Annotated in this window: 18 protein-coding genes and 2 tRNA genes; 9 read left to right on the forward strand and 11 right to left on the reverse strand. The window is 57.1% G+C overall.

Annotated features, from left to right (window positions below; genetic code table 11):
- Positions 1-248 precede the first annotated feature (248 nt).
- A complete protein-coding gene (locus MTX78_RS13100; protein ID WP_243794850.1) occupies positions 249-2,534 on the forward strand; it encodes a phospholipase D-like domain-containing protein in 2,286 nt (761 codons plus the stop codon).
- 98 nt (positions 2,535-2,632) lie between these two features.
- On the opposite strand, the gene rlmF is transcribed toward MTX78_RS13100, so the two are convergent.
- The 5 genes from rlmF to MTX78_RS13125 all read right to left on the reverse strand — a co-directional run bounded on the left by rlmF (position 2,633) and on the right by MTX78_RS13125 (position 8,858).
- A complete protein-coding gene (rlmF, locus tag MTX78_RS13105) occupies positions 2,633-3,601 on the reverse strand; it encodes a 23S rRNA (adenine(1618)-N(6))-methyltransferase RlmF (RefSeq protein ID WP_243794857.1) in 969 nt (322 codons plus the stop codon).
- A 42-nt stretch (positions 3,602-3,643) separates the two neighbouring features.
- Positions 3,644-4,201 carry a cupin domain-containing protein gene (locus MTX78_RS13110; RefSeq protein WP_243794859.1) on the reverse strand — a complete coding sequence of 186 codons (558 nt, stop codon included), beginning with the start codon at positions 4,199-4,201 and terminating at the stop codon, positions 3,644-3,646.
- Between the two features lie 123 nt (positions 4,202-4,324).
- Positions 4,325-6,742, reverse strand: a complete 2,418-nt coding sequence (locus MTX78_RS13115; RefSeq protein WP_243794861.1) for an endonuclease MutS2 — start codon at positions 6,740-6,742, stop codon at positions 4,325-4,327.
- A 196-nt stretch (positions 6,743-6,938) separates the two neighbouring features.
- Positions 6,939-7,697, reverse strand: coding sequence for a TIGR02757 family protein (locus MTX78_RS13120; protein ID WP_243794863.1), 759 nt, complete (start codon positions 7,695-7,697; stop codon positions 6,939-6,941).
- A gap of 144 nt (positions 7,698-7,841) precedes the next feature.
- The gene (locus tag MTX78_RS13125; RefSeq protein WP_243794870.1) at positions 7,842-8,858 is read right to left on the reverse strand and encodes a LysM peptidoglycan-binding domain-containing protein; all 1,017 of its coding nucleotides are present in this window, start codon (positions 8,856-8,858) and stop codon (positions 7,842-7,844) included.
- 226 nt (positions 8,859-9,084) lie between these two features.
- Here MTX78_RS13125 and kdsB point away from each other — a divergent pair, with 226 nt between their 5' ends.
- Positions 9,085-9,849 carry a 3-deoxy-manno-octulosonate cytidylyltransferase gene (gene kdsB, locus MTX78_RS13130; protein WP_243794872.1) on the forward strand — a complete coding sequence of 255 codons (765 nt, stop codon included), beginning with the start codon at positions 9,085-9,087 and terminating at the stop codon, positions 9,847-9,849.
- 14 nt (positions 9,850-9,863) lie between these two features.
- Here kdsB and MTX78_RS13135 read toward each other — a convergent pair whose 3' ends face one another.
- The 4 genes from MTX78_RS13135 to gap all read right to left on the reverse strand — a co-directional run bounded on the left by MTX78_RS13135 (position 9,864) and on the right by gap (position 12,999).
- Complete coding sequence (locus tag MTX78_RS13135; RefSeq protein ID WP_243794873.1) at positions 9,864-10,292, reverse strand: DUF1622 domain-containing protein; 429 nt, start codon at positions 10,290-10,292, stop codon at positions 9,864-9,866.
- A 165-nt stretch (positions 10,293-10,457) separates the two neighbouring features.
- The gene (locus tag MTX78_RS13140) at positions 10,458-10,802 is read right to left on the reverse strand and encodes a translation initiation factor (protein ID WP_243794875.1); all 345 of its coding nucleotides are present in this window, start codon (positions 10,800-10,802) and stop codon (positions 10,458-10,460) included.
- An 86-nt stretch (positions 10,803-10,888) separates the two neighbouring features.
- A complete protein-coding gene (locus tag MTX78_RS13145; protein ID WP_243794877.1) occupies positions 10,889-11,758 on the reverse strand; it encodes a diacylglycerol/lipid kinase family protein in 870 nt (289 codons plus the stop codon).
- A gap of 233 nt (positions 11,759-11,991) precedes the next feature.
- Positions 11,992-12,999: a type I glyceraldehyde-3-phosphate dehydrogenase gene (gene gap / locus MTX78_RS13150; RefSeq protein WP_243794884.1), complete on the reverse strand. Its 1,008-nt coding sequence runs from the start codon at positions 12,997-12,999 to the stop codon at positions 11,992-11,994.
- Between the two features lie 249 nt (positions 13,000-13,248).
- Between gap and MTX78_RS13155 the strand changes: the two genes are divergently transcribed.
- The 4 genes from MTX78_RS13155 (at position 13,249) to MTX78_RS13170 (ending at position 16,779) form a co-directional block, all read left to right on the forward strand.
- Positions 13,249-13,320, forward strand: a tRNA-Glu gene (locus MTX78_RS13155).
- Between the two features lie 104 nt (positions 13,321-13,424).
- Positions 13,425-14,018 carry a Crp/Fnr family transcriptional regulator gene (locus MTX78_RS13160; protein ID WP_243794885.1) on the forward strand — a complete coding sequence of 198 codons (594 nt, stop codon included), beginning with the start codon at positions 13,425-13,427 and terminating at the stop codon, positions 14,016-14,018.
- Positions 14,019-14,088: 70 nt separating this feature from the next.
- The gene (locus MTX78_RS13165) at positions 14,089-14,454 is read left to right on the forward strand and encodes a DUF4260 domain-containing protein (protein WP_243794887.1); all 366 of its coding nucleotides are present in this window, start codon (positions 14,089-14,091) and stop codon (positions 14,452-14,454) included.
- Positions 14,455-14,604: 150 nt separating this feature from the next.
- Positions 14,605-16,779, forward strand: a complete 2,175-nt coding sequence (locus MTX78_RS13170; protein ID WP_243794889.1) for a bifunctional alpha,alpha-trehalose-phosphate synthase (UDP-forming)/trehalose-phosphatase — start codon at positions 14,605-14,607, stop codon at positions 16,777-16,779.
- A gap of 102 nt (positions 16,780-16,881) precedes the next feature.
- On the opposite strand, the gene MTX78_RS13175 is transcribed toward MTX78_RS13170, so the two are convergent.
- Positions 16,882-18,666 (reverse strand): glycoside hydrolase family 15 protein, encoded by a 1,785-nt coding sequence (locus MTX78_RS13175; protein WP_243794896.1) that lies wholly within the window; start codon positions 18,664-18,666, stop codon positions 16,882-16,884.
- A 220-nt stretch (positions 18,667-18,886) separates the two neighbouring features.
- Between MTX78_RS13175 and MTX78_RS13180 the strand changes: the two genes are divergently transcribed.
- Together MTX78_RS13180 and MTX78_RS13185 are read left to right on the forward strand one after the other, a co-directional pair.
- Positions 18,887-19,588 carry a TVP38/TMEM64 family protein gene (locus MTX78_RS13180; RefSeq protein ID WP_243794898.1) on the forward strand — a complete coding sequence of 234 codons (702 nt, stop codon included), beginning with the start codon at positions 18,887-18,889 and terminating at the stop codon, positions 19,586-19,588.
- Positions 19,589-19,654: 66 nt separating this feature from the next.
- Positions 19,655-19,726, forward strand: a tRNA-Glu gene (locus MTX78_RS13185).
- 77 nt (positions 19,727-19,803) lie between these two features.
- Here MTX78_RS13185 and MTX78_RS13190 read toward each other — a convergent pair.
- Positions 19,804-20,313: a DUF421 domain-containing protein gene (locus MTX78_RS13190; protein ID WP_243794900.1), complete on the reverse strand. Its 510-nt coding sequence runs from the start codon at positions 20,311-20,313 to the stop codon at positions 19,804-19,806.
- 528 nt (positions 20,314-20,841) lie between these two features.
- Here MTX78_RS13190 and MTX78_RS13195 point away from each other — a divergent pair.
- On the forward strand, positions 20,842-23,001 hold the full coding sequence (locus tag MTX78_RS13195; RefSeq protein ID WP_243794901.1) for a hypothetical protein: 2,160 nt from the start codon (positions 20,842-20,844) through the stop codon (positions 22,999-23,001).
- Positions 23,002-23,039 lie beyond the last annotated feature (38 nt).

The raw sequence follows: 23,039 nt of genomic DNA on the forward strand, positions 1-23,039 counted from the left end.
AACCACACCCCCCTAGCAAGAAGAACGTCCTGCCGTGCTTGTCAAGTCTCGCTGCTATTACCCTGTTTTTACGGCAGGGTGGATAGAAGAAAGGCTTCAACAACCACAGCAGGACGTTTGCTATGTAGGAGCTATAATCTTCCACTCAACCGTACGCTTTGACGAGGCAGTAGTATCACTAAAAAGGCGAATCTTTGTCTCTTTCTCTTATTGAACTTCCCACTGTTTTCCTCTCACCCATCGCCTATATGAAAAAACTTACTCTGCTAGCCTTGTTGTTGGGCGCAGCGGCGCGGCCAACTCTGGCTCAAACAGTTATCACCATTGCAGCTGCCCGGGCGGCTGGTGTTGGGGCTACCGTCACGGTGCGGGGCGTCGTCACCAACGGACCCGAGCTGGGCATTATCCGGTACATCCAGGACGGTACGGCTGGGTTAGCCACCTACTCCACTTCAGCGGCTGGTTTCGACGCCCTAGTGCCCGGCGACAGTATACAAATCAGCGGCACGCTGAAGAGCTTCAATGCCCTGCTGGAAATGGACCCCGTTAGCTCCGTGACGGTGCTGGCTCGCCAGCAGCGCGTGCGGCCGGCCGCTACCGTGCCCGCAGCCAACCTTAGCACGGTTTTCAGTGAGGCCTACGAGGGCCAATTGGTGCGCATCACCGGCAACACCCGCCTGACCACCGCGGCGGGCAGCCCGTTCTACACGTTTTCTGGCAACACCAACTACTTGCTCAACGGCACTCCCAACGCGGTGGTGCGTCCTAGCGCCTCGTCTACGGGCCCAACTGGCGTGGTAGGCAAGATTGCCCCCAACGGCAACTTCGATGTGCTCGGCATCATGAGCCAGTTCAATAGCGCTAGCCCTACGGCGACCACTGGCTACCAGTTCCTGCCCCGGCTCCACTCCGACTTCATACTCGGCACTACGCCCAACATTGTGGGGGCGCCTTACCCAACTGCCATTACCACCGACGGCTTTACGGTCAATTTTCCGACGCAGAACGCTGGCGACGCCCGTGTGGAGTACGGCCTCACGCCCACCACGCTCACCCAGCAGACAAATGTTAGCACCGTCGGAACGCAGCACACGCTGGCTATTACGGGCTTGCAGCCGGGCACACTCTATTACGTGAAAGTAAGTTCCAGCAACACCAACGGCCGCTCGGAGCTAGCCGCCGTGCCGATGATTACGGCCTCGCTGTCGTCGGGCAAGATGCGCAGCTACTTCAACAACGCGGTGAACACCACCCTGGCCCTGCCTGGCAACAACGCCGTGTCTTTGCCCAGCGGTGCCATTGCCGACACCCTAGCCCGCTACATCAATCTAGCGCAGCAAACCCTCGATATTTCCATCTACAACTGGAACAACGCTACCATCCTGAACGCCGTGAATGCCGCCAAAGCGCGAGGCGTGCAGGTGCGCGTGGTGTACGAAGGCGACAACACCAACGTGAGTCTGGTCAGCCTCGACCCGACCATCCCGCGCGTGAGCCGCGCCACCCAGATGGCTATCATGCACAACAAGTTTGTGGTGATTGACGCCAATAGCACCGACCCCAATCGTCCGTGGGTGTGGACTGGCTCCACCAACTGGACTCCGGCTCAACTCGCTACCGACCGCAACAATGCCATTGCCATCCAAGACCAGAGCCTGGCCCGCGTTTACACCTTGGAGTTCAACGAAATGTGGGGCGGTGGCACCAACGCTACGGCCCGGTTCGGCTCCGCCAAAACCGACAACACGCCGCACTTCCTCAGCATCGGCGGCAAGCTGGTGGAGTCGTGGTTTTCGCCCACCGATAACGTGCAGGAACGTCTGATTCAAAGCATCCAAACGGCCAACAACGACCTGCACGTAGCCACCATGCTTATCACACGCGGCGAAATCACGCGTGCTATTCGCGACCAAGTGCAGGCTGCCAACATTGCCGCATGCTCGGAAGTCCTCCTTGACGATGCCGCCGACAGCCCAGCTGACGTAATCAACACGCTACGCACCACCCTCGGTAACCGTGTGCTATTTGACGTAGTGCCTGGCACGATGCACCACAAGTACGTCCTGGTGGATGCTGGGGCCGCACAGTCGGACCCCTTAGTGTTCGTGGGCTCTCACAACTGGAGCGCGGCCGCTAACACAGAAAACGACGAAAACACGCTCATCGTCCATGATGCGCGCATCGTGAATCAGTATTACCAGGAGTTCTACCAGCGCATCAGCGAGCAGAACGTAACCGGGGTAAGTCCGTGCAACCTGATTTTGGCCAACAAGCAGGCCACCGTACAGCAGAGCAGCGTGCAGGTATATCCCAATCCTACCAGCGGCTCGTTTGCAGTGCGCCTCGAAGCCAGTAAAGCCCGTACGGCTACGGTTACGTTGCGCGACGTAACCGGCCGCGTAGTACTAGCACAAACCCGCCCGCTCAACGGCCAGGAAGTTACCGTGGATGCCTCCACGCTCCGTGCTGGCCTCTACATGGTTCAGATTGCAACCCCAGAAGCCACGCAGATAAGCCGTGTGGTAGTGGAATAGCGTATTCCTTTGGCAACTCAATAAAAGAGGCGGCTTCCGAATGGAAGCCGCCTCTTTCAGTTTTCAGGCCTTACGATACATGCACTGTTGGCTGCTTTTTACTCCTTCACTTCTTTGCTGCTAGCGGCGAGCTTGGTTGTGTCACGCTGCCACCGCCGCTCCCGCCACGCCTGGTGCTGCGCTTCGTCCTGGAACGTCCAGGCTACTAGGCGGCTGACTTTCTGGCCCTGGTTCATAGGTATAGTTTGGACGTTGGTAGCGCCAGCTAGCTTGAGAAAATGGTAGGCACTGGGCAAGGTTTCCTTTTTGGAAATGAGGGAAGTGAACCACAGCACCCGCGTAGCCAGGGGCACGCTCTGCTCCACCATACGCCGCACAAAGGCCTCTTCACCGCCGACATACCACAGTTCGGTGTTTTTGCCACCAAAGTTGGGTGAAGGCTCCATAGACTGTGCATGGCCCAAGTTGCGGGCTTTGCGCTGGTTGCTAGCCGCAGCTTCCTCCGCTGAACCATGAAACGGCGGGTTACAAATCGTCAAATCAAACTCCTCGCGCGCCTTCACAATCCCGTCAAATATATCTTCCGAGTGGCTTTGCAGCCGCAAATCGATGCGGCCAGCCAGAACCGGATTGGCGGCTACCATGTGCTTGGCCGCCCGAACAGCCACTGGGTCAATATCAGAACCTACAAAGCGCCAGTTGTACTCCCGCGTCCCAATGATAGGATACACGCAGTTCGCCCCCACCCCAATATCCAGCACATGCACCGACTTTCCCCGCGGCGCTTCACCCCCATTCACCTTGGCCAGCAAGTCAGCGGCATGATGGATATAGTCGGCGCGACCGGGGATGGGCGGGCATAGGTAGCCGGCCGGAATATCCCAGTGCTGTACCCCGTAGAACTGCTTGAGCAAAGCCTTGTTAAGGGCCTTTACCGCGGCCGGATCAGTGAAATCCACAGTTTCTTCGCCGGTGGGCGTATGCGTCAGGAAGGACGCAAGCTCGGGGTTGGCGGCTATGAGTTGCGGGAAGTCGTAGCGGGCGGCGTGGCGGTTGCGAGGGTGCAAAGTAGGGTGGAAAAGTGAGATGTAGTGAATGGCTGGCGCCGCCTACTCTTTCGTTACGGGCGGTCCAATTACCTGGATATCATGCGCGGCAAAAATCCGAGTTGCCTCTTCGGAAGTAGGCGGGGATTTCAATGCTGCAAAAGCCAAAAATAGGTCTTCTAGCTTTCCTGCGGGCTGCAACGTCACCATAGTGCGGCCAACGGGGCTTATCTGAATCCAGGAGTGCGGAATTTTGCGGGGCATGAAAATACTATCCCCCGCTGTGAGCGTGTATTTCTCCTGCCCGAGCTGAAAATAGAATTCTCCTTCCAGCACATAAAAAACCTCGTCTTGGTAGGCATGTACGTGCAGAGGGAGGCCCCTACCGGGCGACAAATTCGTCTGCTCGAACAAGAACAGGCCCCCATCGGAGTCCTTGCCGGATATTTTGACCTCGATGACGGTGCTGTTGGGTCCGTTTGGCTTGATGTGCCCGTGGTGGCGTGCCTCGCCGGCTTTCACCTTAAAGCCTGGTCCGAGCTGAGCAGCTTCAGCAGGCAAATCAGTTAGCGCAACGAAAGGCGCCGCAAGGGTTGTCAGGACGAATTTTCTTCTTTCCATGGCGTAACCGCTAGTAAGGTCTTGTGCCCTGGCCCGACGCGTACGACTGTCCGCACCACGACAGCGCAATTAGGTGAAACATGTATATGGTTCACCTAATATACCACTAGCGGCCAATACCTCCTATTTCAGCACAGCTACCGTCGCACCGTCGCCGCCCCGGTCAGCGTGCTCGTCGGCTACGCTGGCCACTTGGCGGGTGCGGTGCAGGTAGTCGCGCACCACTTGGCGGAGCACACCATTGCCGCGGCCGTGCAGAAACTTGATTTCCGGCACCCCTAGCATCACAGCATCATCCACGTAGGCCATGACCTTGTTGAGCGCATCTTCGGCTCGCTCCCCGCGCAAGTCTAGCGTAGGACTGAAGTTCGACATCTTGCCGGTGGTGTCGAAGCCCGAGTACTGAGCCGGTGCCTTACGAGCCGCTTCTTTTTCCCGCTCCCGAATCTCGGTGCGGGTTAGCTTTTCCAGCTGGTTGACCTTGACGATGGTTTTCATCCCGCCAAAGCTCACCTCGGCCGTTTTGCCTTTCACGCTCATCAGCTCGCCGTACCCTTCCTGCCCGATCAGCGCTACTTTGTCGCCGGGCTTTAGGGAGCCAGCTTCGGCTAGTTCCCGGGTGCCTTTCGGCTTGGGCGGCTCGATTTGCAGCTTCTCACGCACAAACGTGTCGAGCTTGCCGCGGGCCTCTTTGGTGCGTTCCTTGTCGGCCTGGCCCAGGCGAATTTCCTGAATAGTGGCCTCAATTTGCTGATTGGTGTCCTTGAGTAAGGCCTTGGCCTTCTGCTTTGCATCGCGCAACACGTCGAGCGTGGTATCGTCGAGGTACTTCTTGAGGTCCTGGTATTCCTGCGCTGCTTTCTTGAGGCGGCGCTCCTGCTTGACGGCTTCAGCCGTACGGGCTTCGAGGTCGGTTTTTTCTTTCTCCAAGCCTTCCAGCAACCGGTCGTAGCGGATTTTGTCTTTGCCCACGAGTTGGGTAGCGCGCTCCACTATCTGTTTCGGCAAGCCAATTTTGCGCGCAATTTCGATGGCAAACGACGAACCCGGCTTGCCAATTTCCAAGCGGTAGAGCGGCTGCAATTTCTCGGGGTCGTAGCGCATGGCGCCGTTCACAATGCCAGGCGTACGCTCCGCGTAGTTCTTGAGGTTGGTGTAGTGGGTGGTAATCACGCCGAAGCTGCGCACCCGGTTCAGCTGCTCCAGCACCGACTCAGCAATGGCACCGCCCAAGGAAGGCTCCGTACCCGTACCAAATTCGTCGATGAGCACGAGGCTGCGCTTGTTGGCCAGCGTAACGAATTGCTTCATCGCCAACAAGTGTGAGGAATACGTACTCAAGTCGTTTTCCAGGCTTTGCTCGTCACCGATATCCAAGAAGATATCATCGAACATCCCGGCCTCGGAGTTTTCGCCGGCCGGAATCAGCAGGCCGCATTGCAGCATGTACTGCACCAGCCCTACCGTCTTCATGGCCACCGACTTACCACCAGCGTTCGGCCCCGAAATCAATAGGATACGCTGTTCGAAATCTAGCTCGATATCAAGCGGTACCACTTCGCGCGGGTCCTCCTTGGCGTGCTTCAGAAACGTGAGATACAGCAGCGGGTGCCGCACCTGCTTCCAGCGCGCCAAAGGCTTAGGGTTTAATACCGGCAAGGTAGCTTCCAGCTGCAACGCCAGCCGCGCCTTGGCCCGAATAAAATCAATCAGCCCCAGGTACTGATACGCCTTGCGCAAATCCGGAATGTGCGGGCGCAATTGGTCGGTGAGGGCGGTTAGGATGCGGATCAGCTCACGCTGATACGCGTTTTCCAGGTCCTTGATGTCGTTGTTCAGCTCGAACACGGCCTCCGGTTCAATAAACACGGTTTGGCCCGAAGCAGACTCGTCGTGAATCAGACCCTTCATCCGGCGCTTGTGCTCGGCAATAACCGGCAGCACCAAGCGGCCACCCCGAATGGTGGGCTCGGCATCACCGGGCACCCAGCCCTCAGATTTGGCATGGCGCAGGATACCGGCAATCTGCTTACGTAGCTGCACCTGGCGCGCAATCAGTTCGTGCCGGATTTGGCCCAGCAACGGCGAGGCATTGTCGCGCACGGCTCCTTCATCGTCCACTACTTTGTCGAGGGCGGCCAGCAGGTTGCGGTCTACCTGCACGCCAATGCCTAATAGGCGCAGCGTGGGGTACAGCTCTTCGGCGGCCTGGCTGAAAAAGGTCAGCGCCTGCCGAATGGTGCGCAAACTCATCTTCACGGCAAAGAACGCCGCTACGTCAAGGTAAGCACCGGGCAAGCTGGCGCGTACCAGTTGCGGGTTTACGTCGTGGTAGTGCTGACTCGGAAAATCGGCGCCACTATGAAGCAGGCCGCGAAATTCGTCGGTTTGAAGAAGCAGTTTGTGTAGCTGGTCGTGCTTGGTCTGAAACGTCATCTTGGCCACAAACTGGCGGCCCAGCGCACTCAGACACATAGATTCCAGCATTTCGCGCAACTGCGCGAAGCCTATTTTCTGCTCGAAATTATTAGGAAGAATCAAATCAGGTAGTTGGTAATGGGTAGTCGGTAAGCGGAGTGCAATACGAAGATAAACACTTGAAAAGGCAGGAAAGATTCATTAATTGAAATGTAGCGTAAAGTCCTGGCGCAGCGCCTGTGTAGATGAAGCACACAACTTATTTCATTACTTGAATTTCAACTAGTTACCTAATTCCCGCGGCAAGATACGCTGGAGGCTACATCTCCCCCTCCACCCCTAGCCCAAACAGCGCGAAGTCGTATTTCACGGGGTCGTTGGGGTCGAAGTCGCGCAGGTGAGCGGTGAGGTCTTCGGCGGCCAGCCAGTCCATTTGCTTGCGGTCCAGCAAACCCAACCGGCGCGCAACGCGCTCCACATGCACGTCGCAGGGACAGATTAGCTCGCTCATGGGTAGGCGGGTCCAGAGGCCGAAGTCCACCCCTCGGTCGTCCTGCCTAACCATCCAGCGCAGGTACATGTTTACGCGCTTACAAGCCGAGCCGCGGGCCGGCGTAGCGACGTGCTTGCGGGTGCGGTGCGGCGCGTCGGGGAGGCTAAAGAACAAGTTGTGGAAGTTTTCCAGCCGCTCTTTTTGAGTGTTTCCAATCAGAAAACCATCTTCCAGCGTGTCGTGGCCCGAATAGAACCAGCGCAACCAGTGCACAAAGTACAGCAGGTCGGTATCGCAGAAAGTGCGGTGGCAAAACCCCAGCAGGCGCTTCAGGTCCTCGTCTTCGTGCTGCGTAATGAATTGGTAGGGCGCATCGTCCATGCGTCGCATCAGCTCGTGGCATTTGCTGATGATGGTAGGCCGCCGACCCCAGGCCAGCAACGCCGCAAACAAGCCGCTGATTTCCACGTCTTGCCGAAGCGTGAAGCGGTGCGGAATGCTGATAGGGTCGTGGAGCACAAAGGCTGGGCGGTTGTAGTGCTCGTACTGCTCTTCTAGCAAGGTCCGAACCTGAGCGTGATTCATATTAGAGGTAAGGGGTAAAATAAGCGCCAGGCGTTGGTACGCTACCTGAACACGCAGAAAGTGAAAAGGTGAGATGTACGTTCTCGGCTGGTTTAGCGTCAGAACGTACATCTCACCTCGCACTCGTGGTATCTCGCTACTGGCTTATGGTACGTAGCTGGTTTCCACCCGGAAACGGGCGTCTGGCGTGGCGAGGCGCTGCACCGCGCGCGGCGAAAGGCGCACCAGAATATTGTTGTTTTCACCGGTGTTGGGCAGCACACCGATAACGCGCACGTACACCGACTGCCCGTTCATAATATTACGAACCTGCATAATAGTGCCAACCGCTGCTGTTTTGTGTAGCGCCAAATACTTGTCGGTGTTGCTGTTGGCAATGCTGGTAGCAAGGCCGCTTTCCGTTACGCGCCGCACAATTTCGCTAGCGCGCTCTGGAGCGCGCTCTTCTTCCCTTTCAGTGGCAGGGGCTGCGGTTGAAGTGGCTGCTGTATCGCGGGGGCGCTCGTTCGGCACGGTTTGCTCCGTCCGAATCGGGGCCGGGCGAACAGGTGCCGGGGCCGGTGTTGGAGCCGGCTTGGCGGGAGCAGGGGCAGCGGCTACTGGCTCACGCGTGGCGGGTGCGGAGGTGGCAGGCCGGGCAGGCGTAGCGCCGGCCGAAACTATAATCGTCTGGCCGATGCGCACGTTGTAGTTGGGGGCAAACCCATTCAATTGTGCCAATGCCTGAGGCGTAGTACCGTATTGGCGCGCAATAGAAAAAAAGGTCTGGCCCGCAGCCACTTTGTGCACGCGCTTGCCCCCGGTGTTGGCGGGTAGCGTCCGGACCGTGCCGGCGGCCGGTGCTTTAGCGGGGGCAGCTGCGGTTTTGGGGGCTGTTTGGGCGGGCATCACGGCCCGTTGGCGGGGTACTAACACCACTTGTCCTGTCGTCAAGGCTCCTTGCAGACCGGCGTTGGCTTCCACAATTTGATCGACGGGCACTTTATAGCGGCGGGAAAGACCGTAGAGCGTTTCGCCGGGCGCAACCCGGTGCTTGATTAGCATTTTATTGTTGCGGTATTCCACCCCAATAGAGTCGGGAGGAGCTACGAAGCGCGGAGCCGCTAGGGCCGTGAAACCAGAGAAAACAAGCGCTACGGACAGCAACGAAAATCGAAACATAAAACTACCAGGCCGAAGCCGACGCAAACGAGAGGAACCTAGAGAAGATCAGCAAAACCAATGCCTCTCCAACGAATGTACTACTCCGCTGAAGAAGGGCAACCACCTTTCCGCGCAGAAATTCTGCCGAAAGTTAGGGATTCAAGCGCAGTCCTGTGCCGGAATATGACGACGGAAATTATTTATTGCTTGTTTTGCTGATTATCTGGTCCTTCTTCCCCTTCGCATGCACGCCATCGGCATTATTCCAGCTCGTTACGCTTCCACTCGCCTGCCCGGCAAGCCGTTGATTGACCTGGGCGGTAAGTCCATGATTCGGCGCGTGGTAGAGCAAGCGCAACGCTCGAGCCTAAGCCGGGTGGTGGTAGCCACCGACGACGAGCGAATTCAGCGCCACGTGGAAAGCTTCGGTGGTGAAGCGTTGCTCACGGCCCCCGATCATCCGAGCGGCACCGACCGAGTGCGCGACGCCTACCAGCAGCTTGGTATTTCTGCCGACTGCATTATCAATATTCAGGGTGATGAGCCGTTCATCCACCCCGCCCAGATTGATGCCTTGGTGCAGCTTTTCAACCGCTCCACCCCGCCACAGCTAGCCACCCTGGTAAAGCCAGTGGTAAGCGACGAAGAGCTCTTCAGTCCGCACTTGCCTAAAGTTGTGCTGGATACGCAAGGCTACGCCATGTATTTCAGCCGCCATCCGTTGCCCTATCAGCGCCAGTACCCATCGGCCGATTGGCTGCTGCACCACCGGTACCTGCGCCACATCGGGCTCTATGCTTACCGCCCCGATGTACTGGAAGAAATTACGCAGCTTTCCCCTTCACCGCTGGAGCTAGCCGAAAGCTTGGAGCAACTGCGGTGGCTGGAAAACGGCTACCGTATCCTTACGGCCGAAACCGAGCTAGCCACCCTTGGCATCGACACGCCAGAGGATGTGGAAAGGGCCCTTATGCAGCTGAAAGCAAACGGCGAAGAAGTTGACAGCTAGCTGTTCAGCGGCGGCTACGATACCTCCGAGCTGCCTGTAGTAGGGCTGCTTGCCGCTTTCTGCGTTACGTGTTGCTCGGCTGTGTCGCGCTGCTCTTCCTTCATTTCTCTGGACAGAAAGAAGTTGAGCGCCGTCCGAATAACTGCCACCGCTCCGAGCTTACCAATTTGGTCCCAGCTTGGGGCAATGGCCGTGGAAAGAATATCAGCGCCGAGCTGAAACTCCAGTGCCAGCGCCAGATAGCGAGCCAACGTCAGCCGAATAGCAGTGAAGTCAGCGGTGCGGCGCGCCAGTAGGGCTTTCAGAAACAGTCCGGCCGCTAGCACAATACCGAGAGCAATGATTAGAGCACCAATGGTTTCAACGCCCAGCTTCAACCACTGCACCACGGACACAACCCCCGTTTCGGCCTGGGAAAATAGGGTAGCGCGTTCAGTGGGCATACGAGTAGAAAATAGCTAGGGAAGCTGGTGCAGCAAGGTGGTTGTACGTAGCAGACAGATAAAATTCTTGTGTCATCAGCTTTAGGAACAAGCATGCGCGTGCTGCTAAGCGCTACGAACCATACCAGGCCAACCTGTACGAACAAGTAGGCAGGACAGCTGCTCTTACCCGCCAGCTTTCTTGGCTTTGTACTTCTGCTCGAGCAGCACGGCCAGCACTTTGTCGCGAAAATCTCCTTGGATCAGGATTTCGCCGTCTTTGGCATTACCGCCAACCCCACACTTGGTTTTGAGCAACTTACCTAATGCTTGCAGATCAGCGTCTTGGCCTACAAACCCAGTAACGAGCGTCACCTGCTTGCCGCCTCTCGACTTCTTATCGAGCTGCACGCGCAGGTTCTGCTGCTGGGGAGGAAGCGTGGCCGCTTCCTGCTCGTCGCCGGACTGGTATTCGAAATCCGGGTTGGTGGAATACACCACGCCTTCCCGACGGTTTTTATCGGCTTTCATATAGTGCTTTAATGACTGAGTGATTTAGGAAGTTTACTATTCCAGTAGCCAAAGCTAACAGAACATCAACCTACCTAGAATCACTTTTATACGGCTACTTCTAACGCCAACGGTGTAAGCTTGGCCTCGAACTCCATAGCATCCTCCACATAATCGCCATCGATGTGAAAACCGATGGGCGCGGCGGAGCGAACCAGGATGTGGTGCGAGGTGTGGTATACGGCTTCGCCGGAAGTGGCCAAGGTACCGAGCGCCAGCCCTACGCCCACGCGCACAGCCCGAGTCAAGGAGAGGCCGTCAATCAAGCACACATCCAGCAACCCATCCTGAATATCGGCCCGGGGCGCAATGTAGGCGTTGTTGCCGTACTGAGCCGCGTTGGCGAAAGCCAGCACGTAGCAGCTCGTATCGAACAGTTCCTGCCCGTGCAAGGTTACTTGCACCGGCACGGGGCGGAAACGACGGTATTCGCGCAGGGCCACTTTCACGTAAGTGCTCAGGCCGCGGGTGCCAGCCTGCGCAAACATTTTGCTTACGTGGGCATCAAACCCCAAGCCGGCGGTGCAGAAAAAAGGCCGGCCGTTGAGGTAGCCCACGTCAATATGCTGGAAGGAAGGCTGACAGGCGCGGCGCACAGCCCCCGCCATATCCAGCGGAATCTTGAGGTGGCGAGCCAGCCCGTTGCCGGAGCCACGTGGTACTACGCCCAAAGCGGCTTGCGTGCCCAACAGCCCCCGGCCCACCTCGTTTACCGTCCCGTCGCCGCCTACTGCTGCCACCACCCGAAACCCTTCGGCCGCTGCCTGCCGGGCAAGTGCTTCGGCATGGCCAGCAAACTGGGTGGGCCACACCACAAAGTCTGCGCCGGCGGCGGTGGCATAGCGCGTTAGCAAGGCCGGCACATCCTGCGTGCGGTTGGTGCCAGAAGTAGGGTTCAGGATAAAGCAGATACGCACCTTGAGAAAAATAACAGAGTGACTACGTAACGGGCCCAGCAACAAGAGTGCGTAAAGGTACGGCAGCGCTACGGGGAGTAGCACGGAAGCACAAGCAGCCCCCGCCCGTAGCAGAACTCCTGTTACAGGCTGTCTTGCAAGAGTACTCCACTACGCAGTTACTCGCTTCTGCGCTGCAACAAAAAAGGCTTTCCAGTCTTGGAAAGCCTTTTTTGTTGCAGCGCAGAAGCGGCTTAGCCGTTCATTTTCTCGCCTAGCTTCTGGATAAGGTCGGCCGTGCGGGTGCTGTAGCCGAACTCGTTGTCGTACCAGCCCACCACTTTCACCAACGAGCCGTTGGACGAAGTGAGTTGCGAGTCGAACACGCACGAGTGCGGGTTGCCTACGATGTCGATGCTTACCAACGGATCCGTGCTGTACTCCAAGATGCCTTTCAGCGGGCCATCAGCCGCAGCTTTCATGGCGTCGTTGATTTGCTCTTTGGTTACTTCCTGCTTTAGGATTACCGTTAAGTCGGTGGTAGAGCCATCCGGAATAGGCACGCGCATGGCGATACCATCGAGCTTGCCCTTCAACTGTGGCAACACCAAGCCTACAGCTTTGGCGGCCCCTGTGCTGGTTGGGATAATGCTGTATGCAGCAGCACGAGCACGGCGCAAGTCTTTGTGCGGCGCGTCTTGCAGGTTCTGGTCGGAAGTGTAGGCGTGCACCGTGGTGATGTAGCCTTTCTCGATGCCGAACGCATCATCCAGCACCTTGGCCATCGGAGCCAAGCAGTTGGTGGTGCAGGAAGCGTTGCTCAGAATCGTCTCGCTGCCGGTGAGAATGTCTTCGTTCACTCCAAGTACTACCGTTGGAATGTTGCCGGTAGCAGGGGCAGAAATTACCACCTTCTTGGCACCCGCCGTGATGTGCTGACCAGCGCCAGCCTCGTCCACGAAACGGCCCGTCGATTCGAGTACTACATCGATACCCATGTCACCCCAAGGCAACAACTTAGGGTCACGCTCGGCCAAAGCCTGAATGCGCTGGCCGTTCACGGTCAGGCTGTTATCGTCGTATGCTACAGTGCCATTGAAACGGCCGTGCACAGAGTCAAACTTGAGCAGGTGAGCCAGCGTCTTGTTGTCAGTCAGGTCGTTGATAGCTACGACTTCCACGTTGTCGCGCTCGAGCAGCGACTTGAACGTCAGACGGCCAATCCGGCCGAAACCGTTAATGGCGACTTTGATTTTAGCCATATTGTTAGGGGAATGGGGAGTTTAACGGCCTGCAAAGGCCGGGTGAAAAACACGGAGCGAAGGTACAGGGCTATGGGTACTTCGCCAAATCACTACGCATTCTACGATAGATTCAATCGGGAGAGATTTTTTTTCCACTGACTGTCAAGCACTTTCTTTCTACAGACAAAGTTTTTAGGGAACAGTAGTTGCCTAGAAGAAGTCAACTACTATCTTTGCACCACCAAAACGGAAAAGGCCATCTTATCTGGTCCGTTCGTCTAGGGGTTAGGACAGTAGATTTTCATTCTACCAACAGGGGTTCGATTCCCCTACGGACTACTTGCCTCCCGTTTTGGCTTTCTTCTTGAAACCCGCTCACCAACCCGGTGAGCGGGTTTTTTGTTTTGTCTGGTTTGTAAATAGACAGCCTGTATCTTGCGCTCATGCATCCACTGCGGGCCTGTATCCACCATTTTGTAGCACTCACCGACGCTGAGTGGGCTCCCCTGGCCGCAGGCTTGCAGGTCCGTCAGCTAGCTCGGCGCGAGCTATTCGTGACTCAAGGCCAGCCCAGCAACGACATTAGCCTGCTACTATCCGGGGCCTGCCGGCTGTTCTACACGCGCCCTGACGGCGAAGAGAAAACCACCTATTTCTTCTTCGAGAACCACTTGATGGCCTCTTACCAGAGCTGCCTCACCGGCCAGCCCAGTGCTTTCAGCATAGAAGCACTAGCCCCCACCGAGCTGCTTGTGTTCCCCTATACCTTGCTTACCACGCTCTATGACAAATGGCCGGCATACGAGCGGTTTGGGCGCTTGCTGGCCGAATACCTCTTACTCGGCACCGACGCCCGCCTCGCCGAATTGCTGCTGCTCAGCCCCGAACAACGCTACCGAGCGCTACTGAGCAGCCACAAAACCAAGATTCTGGAGCGTGTTCCGCAGCACTACATTGCCTCTTACCTTGGCGTAACGCCCGTGTCGCTGAGCCGTATTCGGGCGCGCCTGGTGCAGAACGACGGGCGTATTTCTTAGCTTTTGTTAACGATTTCTGGCCGCCCGGGTGTGGACCTTTGAAGCGTACTTCACCATCACCCTAAGCGCCATGAAAAACCTATTGAAACTAGAAGAAGCTGCCGAGCTGCTGGTTGCCGTTGTTATCTTCAGCCAACTCCCTTTCGCTTGGTGGTGGCTGCCGGCCCTTTTCTTGGTGCCCGACCTGAGCATGCTGGCGTATTTGGCCGGCCCTGTCGCCGGAGCAGCAACCTACAATCTGCTGCACCATAAGGCGCTAGCTTTCGGCGTGCTGTTACTCGGCTGGTGGCTTGCGCAACCAGTGTTGCTGCTGGCTGGTAGCGTCCTGCTCTTCCACACCGCTTTCGACCGATTGATGGGCTACGGGCTGAAGTATTCCACGCACTTCAAGCACACGCATCTGGGCGCTATTAGGGCGGAGGCGGCCAGCGCTTAACCCCAGCAAATTTCGGTGTTGCCACCCAAGCCGAAACAGTCAGCTAGAGCCCAACTGTAGGCGCTTACTGCCGAGGCTGATTAAAAAAATAACGTCTAAGACCGTTTTTCTCCCGTAAACGCAAGGAGTGTATCAACTGAAAAACGGCTCATGTCCCGCACCATTATTGTTTCCAATCGACTTCCTACCAAAGTAATACGCACTGAAAACACCCTTACCTTCCAGCCAAGCGAGGGTGGATTGGCCACCGGCCTAGGCTCTATCTATCGGCAAGACAGCAATGTGTGGGTAGGCTGGCCAGGCTTATTTGTAGAAGACGAGGCGGAAGAGAAACATGTGCAGGAGGAACTCCTGAACGACAGCATGGTTCCGGTGTTTCTGACGGAAGCAGAAATCCGGGATTTTTACGAAGGCTTCAGTAACTCCACGCTCTGGCCTACTTTTCACTACTTCACGCAGTATGCCACCTACGAGCAGGAGCACTGGGATGCGTATGTGGCCGTAAACGAAAAGTTCTGCCGGGCCGTGCTCGAACAAGCCGGACCCGACGATACCATCTGGGTGCACGACTACCAACTGCTGCTGCTACCTGAGCTGCTCCGCCGCGCCCGCCCCGACTGCACCATTGGTTTCTTCCTGCACATTCCGTTCCCGTCGCAGGAGCTGATTCGGGTGTTGCCGTGGCGTATGGAGTTGCTACAGGGCCTATTGGGTGCCGACTTGATTGGTTTCCATACGTACGGCTACATGCGGCATTTCCTTAGCGCTGTTTCGCAGCTGCTTGGGCTCAACTCGCAGAACGGGCAACTGGAAACGCCTACCCGAACTGTGCTGGTTGATGCTTTCCCGATGGGCATTGACTACGAGCGGTACGCTAAGGCGGCAGCTTCTGAGGCGGCCCTTACCCACGAAGGCGAATACCGAGAAGCGCTGCGCAACACCCGCGTGATTTTGTCTATCGACCGGCTGGATTACACCAAGGGTATTGCGCAACGCTTGCGCGCCTTCGAGGTACTGCTGCAGCGTTATCCTGAGTGGCGCGACAAAGTAAGCCTTATCATGGTGGTGGTACCCTCCCGCGACCAAGTAGCGCAGTATGCGTCGCTCAAAGAGGAGATTGACGAGCTAGTGGGACGCATTAACGCCCAGTTCAGTACCATCAGCTGGACCCCCATCCACTACTTCTACCGCTCTTTCCCTTTGGAAGAGCTAGCCGCATTGTACCGGTTAGCAGAAGTAGCCCTAGTGACGCCTATGCGCGACGGCATGAACCTGGTGGCCAAGGAGTTTGTGGCCAGCAAAGCCGATCAGCGCGGGGTGCTTATCCTGAGCGAACGGGCCGGGGCAGCACGCGAGTTGTCGGATGCCATCATCATCAACCCTACGGACGTTGGGCAATTGGCAGAATCCATGCACGATGCGCTGGTGATGCCCGAAGAAGAGCAGATTGCTCGCATGGCCGCCATGCAGGCCCTGGTGAAGCAATATGATGTATTTTCCTGGACCAAGCTGTTCATGGACCGCCTCTCCTACGCTAAAATCAAGCAGCTTACCCTGGCCACCGAAACGCTGGATGCTGCTACCCTTGCCGAGCTGGAAAGCGAATATCAGTCAGCCGACAAGCGCCTGCTGTTGCTGGACTACGATGGCACGCTGGCACCCTTCACAGCCAACCCACAGCGGGCCCAACCCGACGAGGAAATGCTTCATCTGCTGCAGCGGCTCTCCGAGAACCCGCGCAACCGCGTCGTCATCATCAGCGGCCGCGACCGGACTACCCTGGAGAAATGGCTGGGGCACTTACCTCTAAGTTTCATTGCCGAACACGGAGTATGGTTGCGGCGAGCCGGCGAAGAATGGACGTTGTTCCAACCCCTGCGCAACGATTGGAAACGTGAGTTGCGGCCCATTTTAGAGCTGTACGTCAACCGTACGGCCGGCTCCTTTATTGAAGACAAGGAATACTCGCTGGTTTGGCACTTCCGGCGCGCCGATGCTGAACTAAGCGCCGTGCGTGCCCGAGAACTGGTCAGCCACCTTACCTTCCTGACTTCCAACACCGATTTGCAGGTGATGGAGGGCAACAAAGTAATTGAGGTGAAAAACGCGGGCATAAACAAAGGCACTGCCGCTGCGCGCTGGCTCTCCGAGTATGAGCCTGGCTTCATCTTAGCCATCGGCGACGACCGAACCGACGAAGACACGTTTGGGGCAATGCCGCCCGAAGCCTACACCGTGAAGGTGGGCAGTGCCCCTCGTTCGCTGGCCCGGTTCCACGTGCGCGGCACTACCGATGTACGGCACCTACTGCGCAAACTGCTGTAGCAGCCGATAACCAATGTATAAAGCCCCGTAGTAATCCTGATTTAGGAATTACTACGGGGCTTTTCAATTGTACCTAGCCTACTAGTAGTTGCGGGTTGGCTTCTAAACGAAGTTTGGCCGGTCCAGCTTTTTGGCAATGCGGTAGGCGGCGTTTACCAACCCCACGTGGCTGTATGCTTGGGGGAAATTGCCCCACTGCGAGCCGGTTTTGGCGTCCACGTCTTCACTCAGCAAGCCCAAGTGGTTGGTGTACGTGAGCAGTTTCTCGAACTCCCGAATGGCATCATCGAGGCGGCCGACGCAGGCCAACGTTTCGACGTACCAGAAAGAACAGATCAGGAATGTGGTTTCGGGCGTACCGAAATCATCGGCGTGGCGGTAGCGGTAGAACAGGCCTTCGGGCGTCATCAGCTCTTTTTCCAACGCCTCCAGGTGCGTATGCGCCCGTGGGGTATTGGGGTCGAGGTAGCCCATCATGATGAGCTGCAACGTGCTGGCGTCGAGGTGAGGGGAGCCAATGGCGTTGGCGTAAGCCTGGCGGTCTTCGTTGAAGCACTGCTCGATCCGGCGCGCCGCTTCTTCCTGCAGCTCGGTGGCCAAGGCTTCCATCTCGTGGTTGCCGAGGGAATGCGCCACCTTGCGGGCGGCATGACTACCAGCCCAATGGAAAAGGTAGGTGTAGCAGTGGTACTGCGCAATATGGCGGAACTCCCACAAGCCAGCATCCGGCTGGTCCATGGTGGCCTGAATCATGTGCAGTGCCTCGTAAATGAGCTTGCCAGGGTTGGTCCGTCCGGGGTCCAGGAAGCGGCAATCCACATAGAGCGGCAACAAAGCCACCAGCACCTGCCCGTACACGTCGTTTTGGATGTGCGTGTACGCGTCGTTGCCGATGCGCACTGGTTGGTTGCCGAGGTAGCCAGCTAGGTCCAGTTCCTGCTCAACCAGCTCCGAAGTGCCGCTGATGCCATAAAGGGGCTGGTATTTGCCGGTTACTTTGGTGGAGATATTGGCGATGTAGTGGAAATACCGCTCCATCTCCTCGAAGTGCCCAATGTTATTGAAGGCCGTGAGGGTGTAGTACGTATCGCGCATCCAGCAGTAGCGGTAGTCCCAATTGCGGGTGCTGCCGGGGGCTTCGGGCAAGCTGGTGGTGCTGGCGGCAATGATGGCTCCCGTGTCTTCGTACTGGTGCATTTTCAGGGCCAGGGCCGAGCGAATCACCGCATTCTGGTGGAAATTGCTGATGCTGGTGCTCTTCACCCACTTGCGCCAATAGTCTACAGTGCTGCGCAAAAAACGCTCCGACGTGCTTTCCAAGGAGGCTTCCAGCGGTGCACCATACGTGAGCACCAAGTAGCGCGGCATGTTCAGCACGAAATCCTCGTTGTCGAGAATGTAGGTAAGCGGGATGTCGGTGGTCAGGCGGATTTCTTCGCTGAGGCCCAGAAACGCAATGTGGTTGGAGCTGCGGCGGCGGCTGAGCTGCGTTTTGCCGTAGTCCCCAACGGGGTTGCAGGTTACCCGAATCCGGGGCGTACCCGTCAGCGGCTCCAGCTTCCTGATAATCATCAGGGGTTTGTAGTACCGCTCGTGCTGCTCGAACCGAGGGGCGAAATCGGTCACGCGGTAGCTGCCTTCCTCGGTTTCAATTTCCGTGCACAACACGTTGGTGTTAGGCAGGTAGTATTGGTTGGACTCAAAGGTACCGTTCGTACCGGGCCGGACGCTGAACTCGCCGCCTTTTTCAGTGTCCAGCAAGTCGCCGAACACAAAGCTGCTGTCGAAGCGCGGCCAGCAAAGCCAGGCCACAGAGGTATCCTTGCGAATTAAAGCCAGGTAGGCACAGTTGCCGATCAGGCCCATGTCGTAGGTATGCTTGGTCATCAGGAAGTGGTGAAGTGGTGAAATGGTGAGCTGGTGAGATAATGAGTTTTACATGCAGTATGCGCCAACTGCGCAGACAGAATACAGAACTCATCATTTCTCTATCTCACCACTAAGTACCCCGTCAGGGCCGTTGGGGTTGCCGCAGCTTTTGCAGTAGCCCCTACGTACAGGGGTCGGTGGCCTTTTCTGTCCGCTGTTTCTACCCTACTATCTGTTTATGCCTGATTCCACTTCTCGCCCTCGCGCCAACCATCTTCCGCTCTATCTAACTCTTGCTTTGCTCGCTACGCTGGTAGGGGCCTATTTTCTGTGGCCAGCGTTTCAGAACCTGGTGCAGGAAGGGTTTAAAGTGCTGAAAAGCGGCGAACAACAACAAATTGCTGCCTGGATGCAGCAATTCGGTTTCTGGGGCCCCATCGTGCTGATACTACTGATGGTGGTGCAGATGTTTCTGTTTGTGGTGAATGTGGTAGCCCTGATACTGGTTGCTATTCTGGCCTATGGGCCCTGGTGGGGCTCCCTGCTGGCGTTGGGCGGCATTGTGGTAGCTTCCACGGTAGGCTACGGCCTCGGCCGGGCCATGGGCGAGTCGTTTGTGAGCCGGCTGCTAGGCGACAAAACCGAGAAGAAGGTTATCGACATAGTGGAGCAATACGGCGTGTGGGCCGTAGTCATTGCGCGCCTCTCTCCTGCCCTCTCCGACGACGCCATTAGCTTTGTGGCGGGGGTGGCGCGCATGGGATACCTAAAATTTATGGCCGCTACGGTGGCCGGCGTTGTGCCCTTAATTGCGCTGCTAGCGTACCTGGGCGAAGACAGCAAACGCCTGAAAACCGGGTTACTATGGGTGTCGGGGGTGAGTGTGCTGCTGTTCGGAGCGTACGTATGGTGGGACCACCGCCGACAAAAATCCAGCTAAATCATGGCCACGCACTTGCAGCGTACCTTTTTCGTGCTTTATCTTTGCACCACCAAAACGAAACAAGGTCCGTTCGTCTAGGGGTTAGGACAGTAGATTTTCATTCTACCAACAGGGGTTCGATTCCCCTACGGACTACATTCTTGAACGCCTCTCCGCAACCGGAGAGGCGTTTTTGTTTTCCATTAGGTTTCGCACCAAGCAGTAGCTCCCTGTTAGTTTTCCTGCTTCTTTATCACGCTGAACTTGCCGCTGCGCTCCAGGTGCAACGCCTCGATTTGGTCTACCGATGAAACGCTGGCTGATTCGCGTAGCCCCTCCAGCAGTTCTTTCTCGGTTATTTCACTTTCGCGCATCTTTTCGCGCAGCAACTGGCCTTCTTCTGCGAGCAAGGTGGATTTGCCCTTGATAAGCCAGTCAAACCAATTATAATGGTACGCCACCGTGGCTAGCAGGCGGTGCAAGCCCACAAAAATGGCGCAGGCCAGCAGCGTTGACCCTAAAGGGGACGCCGCCATGACGGCCCGGCTGAGCAGGGAGCCCAGCGTGATTTTCAGTACCAAGTCGAAAGCCATGTCGCGGCCGAAGGTGCGGGGGCCGGCTACGCGCAGCATGGCGAGGGCCGCGCAAAACACGAGCACGGCCCGTACCGCTACCTGTGCTGTGGTAATAGAGCTTGCGTCGGCGTGTAACCCCAATAAATCAACAAAAAAGCTGGTATTCATTCCGGGAATTTTGGGTGTAGAGAACAGCGAGTGCCACGAAAAGCGGCACCTAGCGTGTACGAGGATATGGAAGAGTAGCGGCCGACCAATCACCTGCATGATACACAAGCGTTTCGGCGTGGCAGGTGGCGCCCATCGTCTGACGGTATTACGGCCCCAAACGGAGCCGGTTGGGCACAGCCGCTCAGAGCCTGCCAGACAAAAAGGCTTATAGTTGTGCTTGCCTTCCATTTCTCTGCGCCTTGGCAGTAGAATATTTGGGGGACGCCAGGCGCAAAGGTTTGCGACGAGTGCTGTCCTTTTCTGCCTATTGTTAGCTCGCAATCCGCATTTTCAGAGCAAAGCCCGACCTTGGGGCTTGCCAGCTAGATTATTCTTATTTGTACTTGGAGCGAGAGGTGCCGTTAATAAGAAAAGTACAGATTCTTACTTGCCGCAACGCCCCGGCCGCTAACTTTGCGCACTTATAAGTGCTGCTCTTCGTACGGGCGGTGCTATTTCTGCTTGGTTTCTGACGCTGTTTGCTCTGTGCGCTTACCTTTCGGCCTCCGTCTCGTTCTTAGTTTTGCGGCCCTGTTCCTGGGGTTTCTACTAACCACCTTTACAGCGCAGGCCCAAGTCGGGCCGTTGCTGCGGGAACTGGTGGTGCGCACCGACACCACCCGCTACCAGATCAGCCGCAACACGGTGGCGGTGCAGGGCCAGCAGCATCTGTATTTCTATTACCGGCAGGAAGACGAAACCGCTGAGCTGGAAGTGTACCCCGCTCAAACGCGCACCCGCCTGCGCCTCGTACGCTCCGCCGACTTCACGTTGCTCGACTCGCTCACGGCGGCACCCAATGGGCAATTCTACCGGGCCAAAGTGCGGTTCAAAGATCTGTCGGCGGTGCGGTTTCTGCAGTTCACGTTCGCGCAGGCGTCCGACTCGGTGGGCCGCCCTCCCCTCACCCAAACCGTGAACCTGCTGCCCGTGACGCGCACCACCCTGGAACTCCGGCCTGGCGAAACCGAGCTGTTTGTGGGCGAAGAGAAAGTGTTCGAGCTAAGCAGCAACAATCCAAAGAATATCCGGGCCACGGCCGATTGGACCAAAGGCCAGGACATCGACTACCGCATCACCCAGGAAAAAGGCAGCTTGCGTTTGCATGTGCTACCCAACGCGCTGGGCAGCCGGGTGCTTACGGTGCGCCCCCAAACTGAGCGTCCTTTCCTGACCGACAACAACCGCCGCACCACGTACGCGCTACCTCCCATCCGGCAGGAATTCACCGTGAAGGCGTCACGCTTGCGCTTTCTGAGCGTTGACAAAAAGGAAATAACCGTCGATGATGTGTCGCGGCGCAAGGGCGTGGAGCTTATTCTCGACAACGGCCGTACGTTCGAGTTGAAGCACACCTACAGGATCGAGGAGCAAGAAGAAGCTGGCGGGGCATTGATTGGCGAGCTGTTTACGCGCCAATATCTCACCAACGACCGGGTGCTGTGCTGGCTGCGCGTGTACAACACGCACCGCCTCACCGACAGCTACCTCTACATCAAGGAAAACGACCAAGCCAAGTACATCACCAACCTCAATATTTTGCCCAAAACCACCGTCTCGATGGTGAGCGTGCGGCACCGCGGCGGCGACTGGACCACCAATACCAGCGTGAACCCCGGCGAAACGGTGGACGTGCGACTGGAAGGCGAATCGTTGGCGCGGGCCCGTTTTCACTTCGAGGACGTGCAAACTGTCCCTTCCGATTCCAGCGTCCGGACCGATGCCATGGCGGTGTACCGGGTGCAGGTGCCCGTTACGATTGACAAGAAGCGCATTGCCATCTACAACTACGGGCAGCCGACGGGCTTTAATCTTTCCATCAAGGAGTTTCAGCGGCCCCATCCGCTCGACTTTGTGAGCGTGGCGTTCGGCGAAGCTCCGCGCCCTGTGAACCGCCTCAATGGCCCCGTGCTCTACGACCGGACCATCCGCGACGTGGTGTTTAGCTTCAATTCCAACGGCATCGACTCCGACAAGCTGCTGTACGGCAAGCAGTACCTCACCTTCGATATCCGCACCCAGAACAGCAAAGGCGAGCTGATTGAGATGCGCACCGTGGACAACGTGGTGGTGTGCCCCGGCGAGAATTCAGTGCGGGCTGCCTTCTACCAAGACAAGCAGTGCCAGGTAGGCAACATCAGCCTCAACAGCTTGCTGAACGCCCGCAAAACCTACGACCTCGACGACTGGAGCACCATCATTATCACCGTGAAGCACACCCCCTCGCAGTACCAGGAGCCGGGGTTTTCGCAGAAGCTGGAGCTGGTGTTGCAGCGCCGCGTGAAGTTTGATATTGATGTGAGCTTCCCGGCGGGCTTGCTGACCAAGCGGGAGGGCGAGAGCGGCTACGGCTCGTTCGGGGGTATTTCGCTGGCTATGCTGGCGCAGTTCAGCTTCTATCACCCCGAGAAAATCAACCGTCTGCGGCCGTATAAAGTGGGTGCCGGCTTCGTGGCCCTGAACGCCTTCAACCTCAGCAGCGACGACGCCGACAACCGGGACTTGGGCATCGTGGTGCTGGGTTCTGTGTACCCAACTCGCCGCGAAGCCCGCCTTACGTTCCCACTCTACCTAGGCGGGGGCTACTTGCTCGCCAAAGGCAAGTGGTTTTACTTGCTAGGGCCAGGCATTGGCGTACGGCTATAGCGTAGCTACCTTACGCCCGCATACCAGAAGCAAAACAC

This window comes from Hymenobacter tibetensis (assembly GCF_022827545.1).
GTDB classification, from domain to species: Bacteria; Bacteroidota; Bacteroidia; order Cytophagales; family Hymenobacteraceae; genus Hymenobacter; species Hymenobacter tibetensis.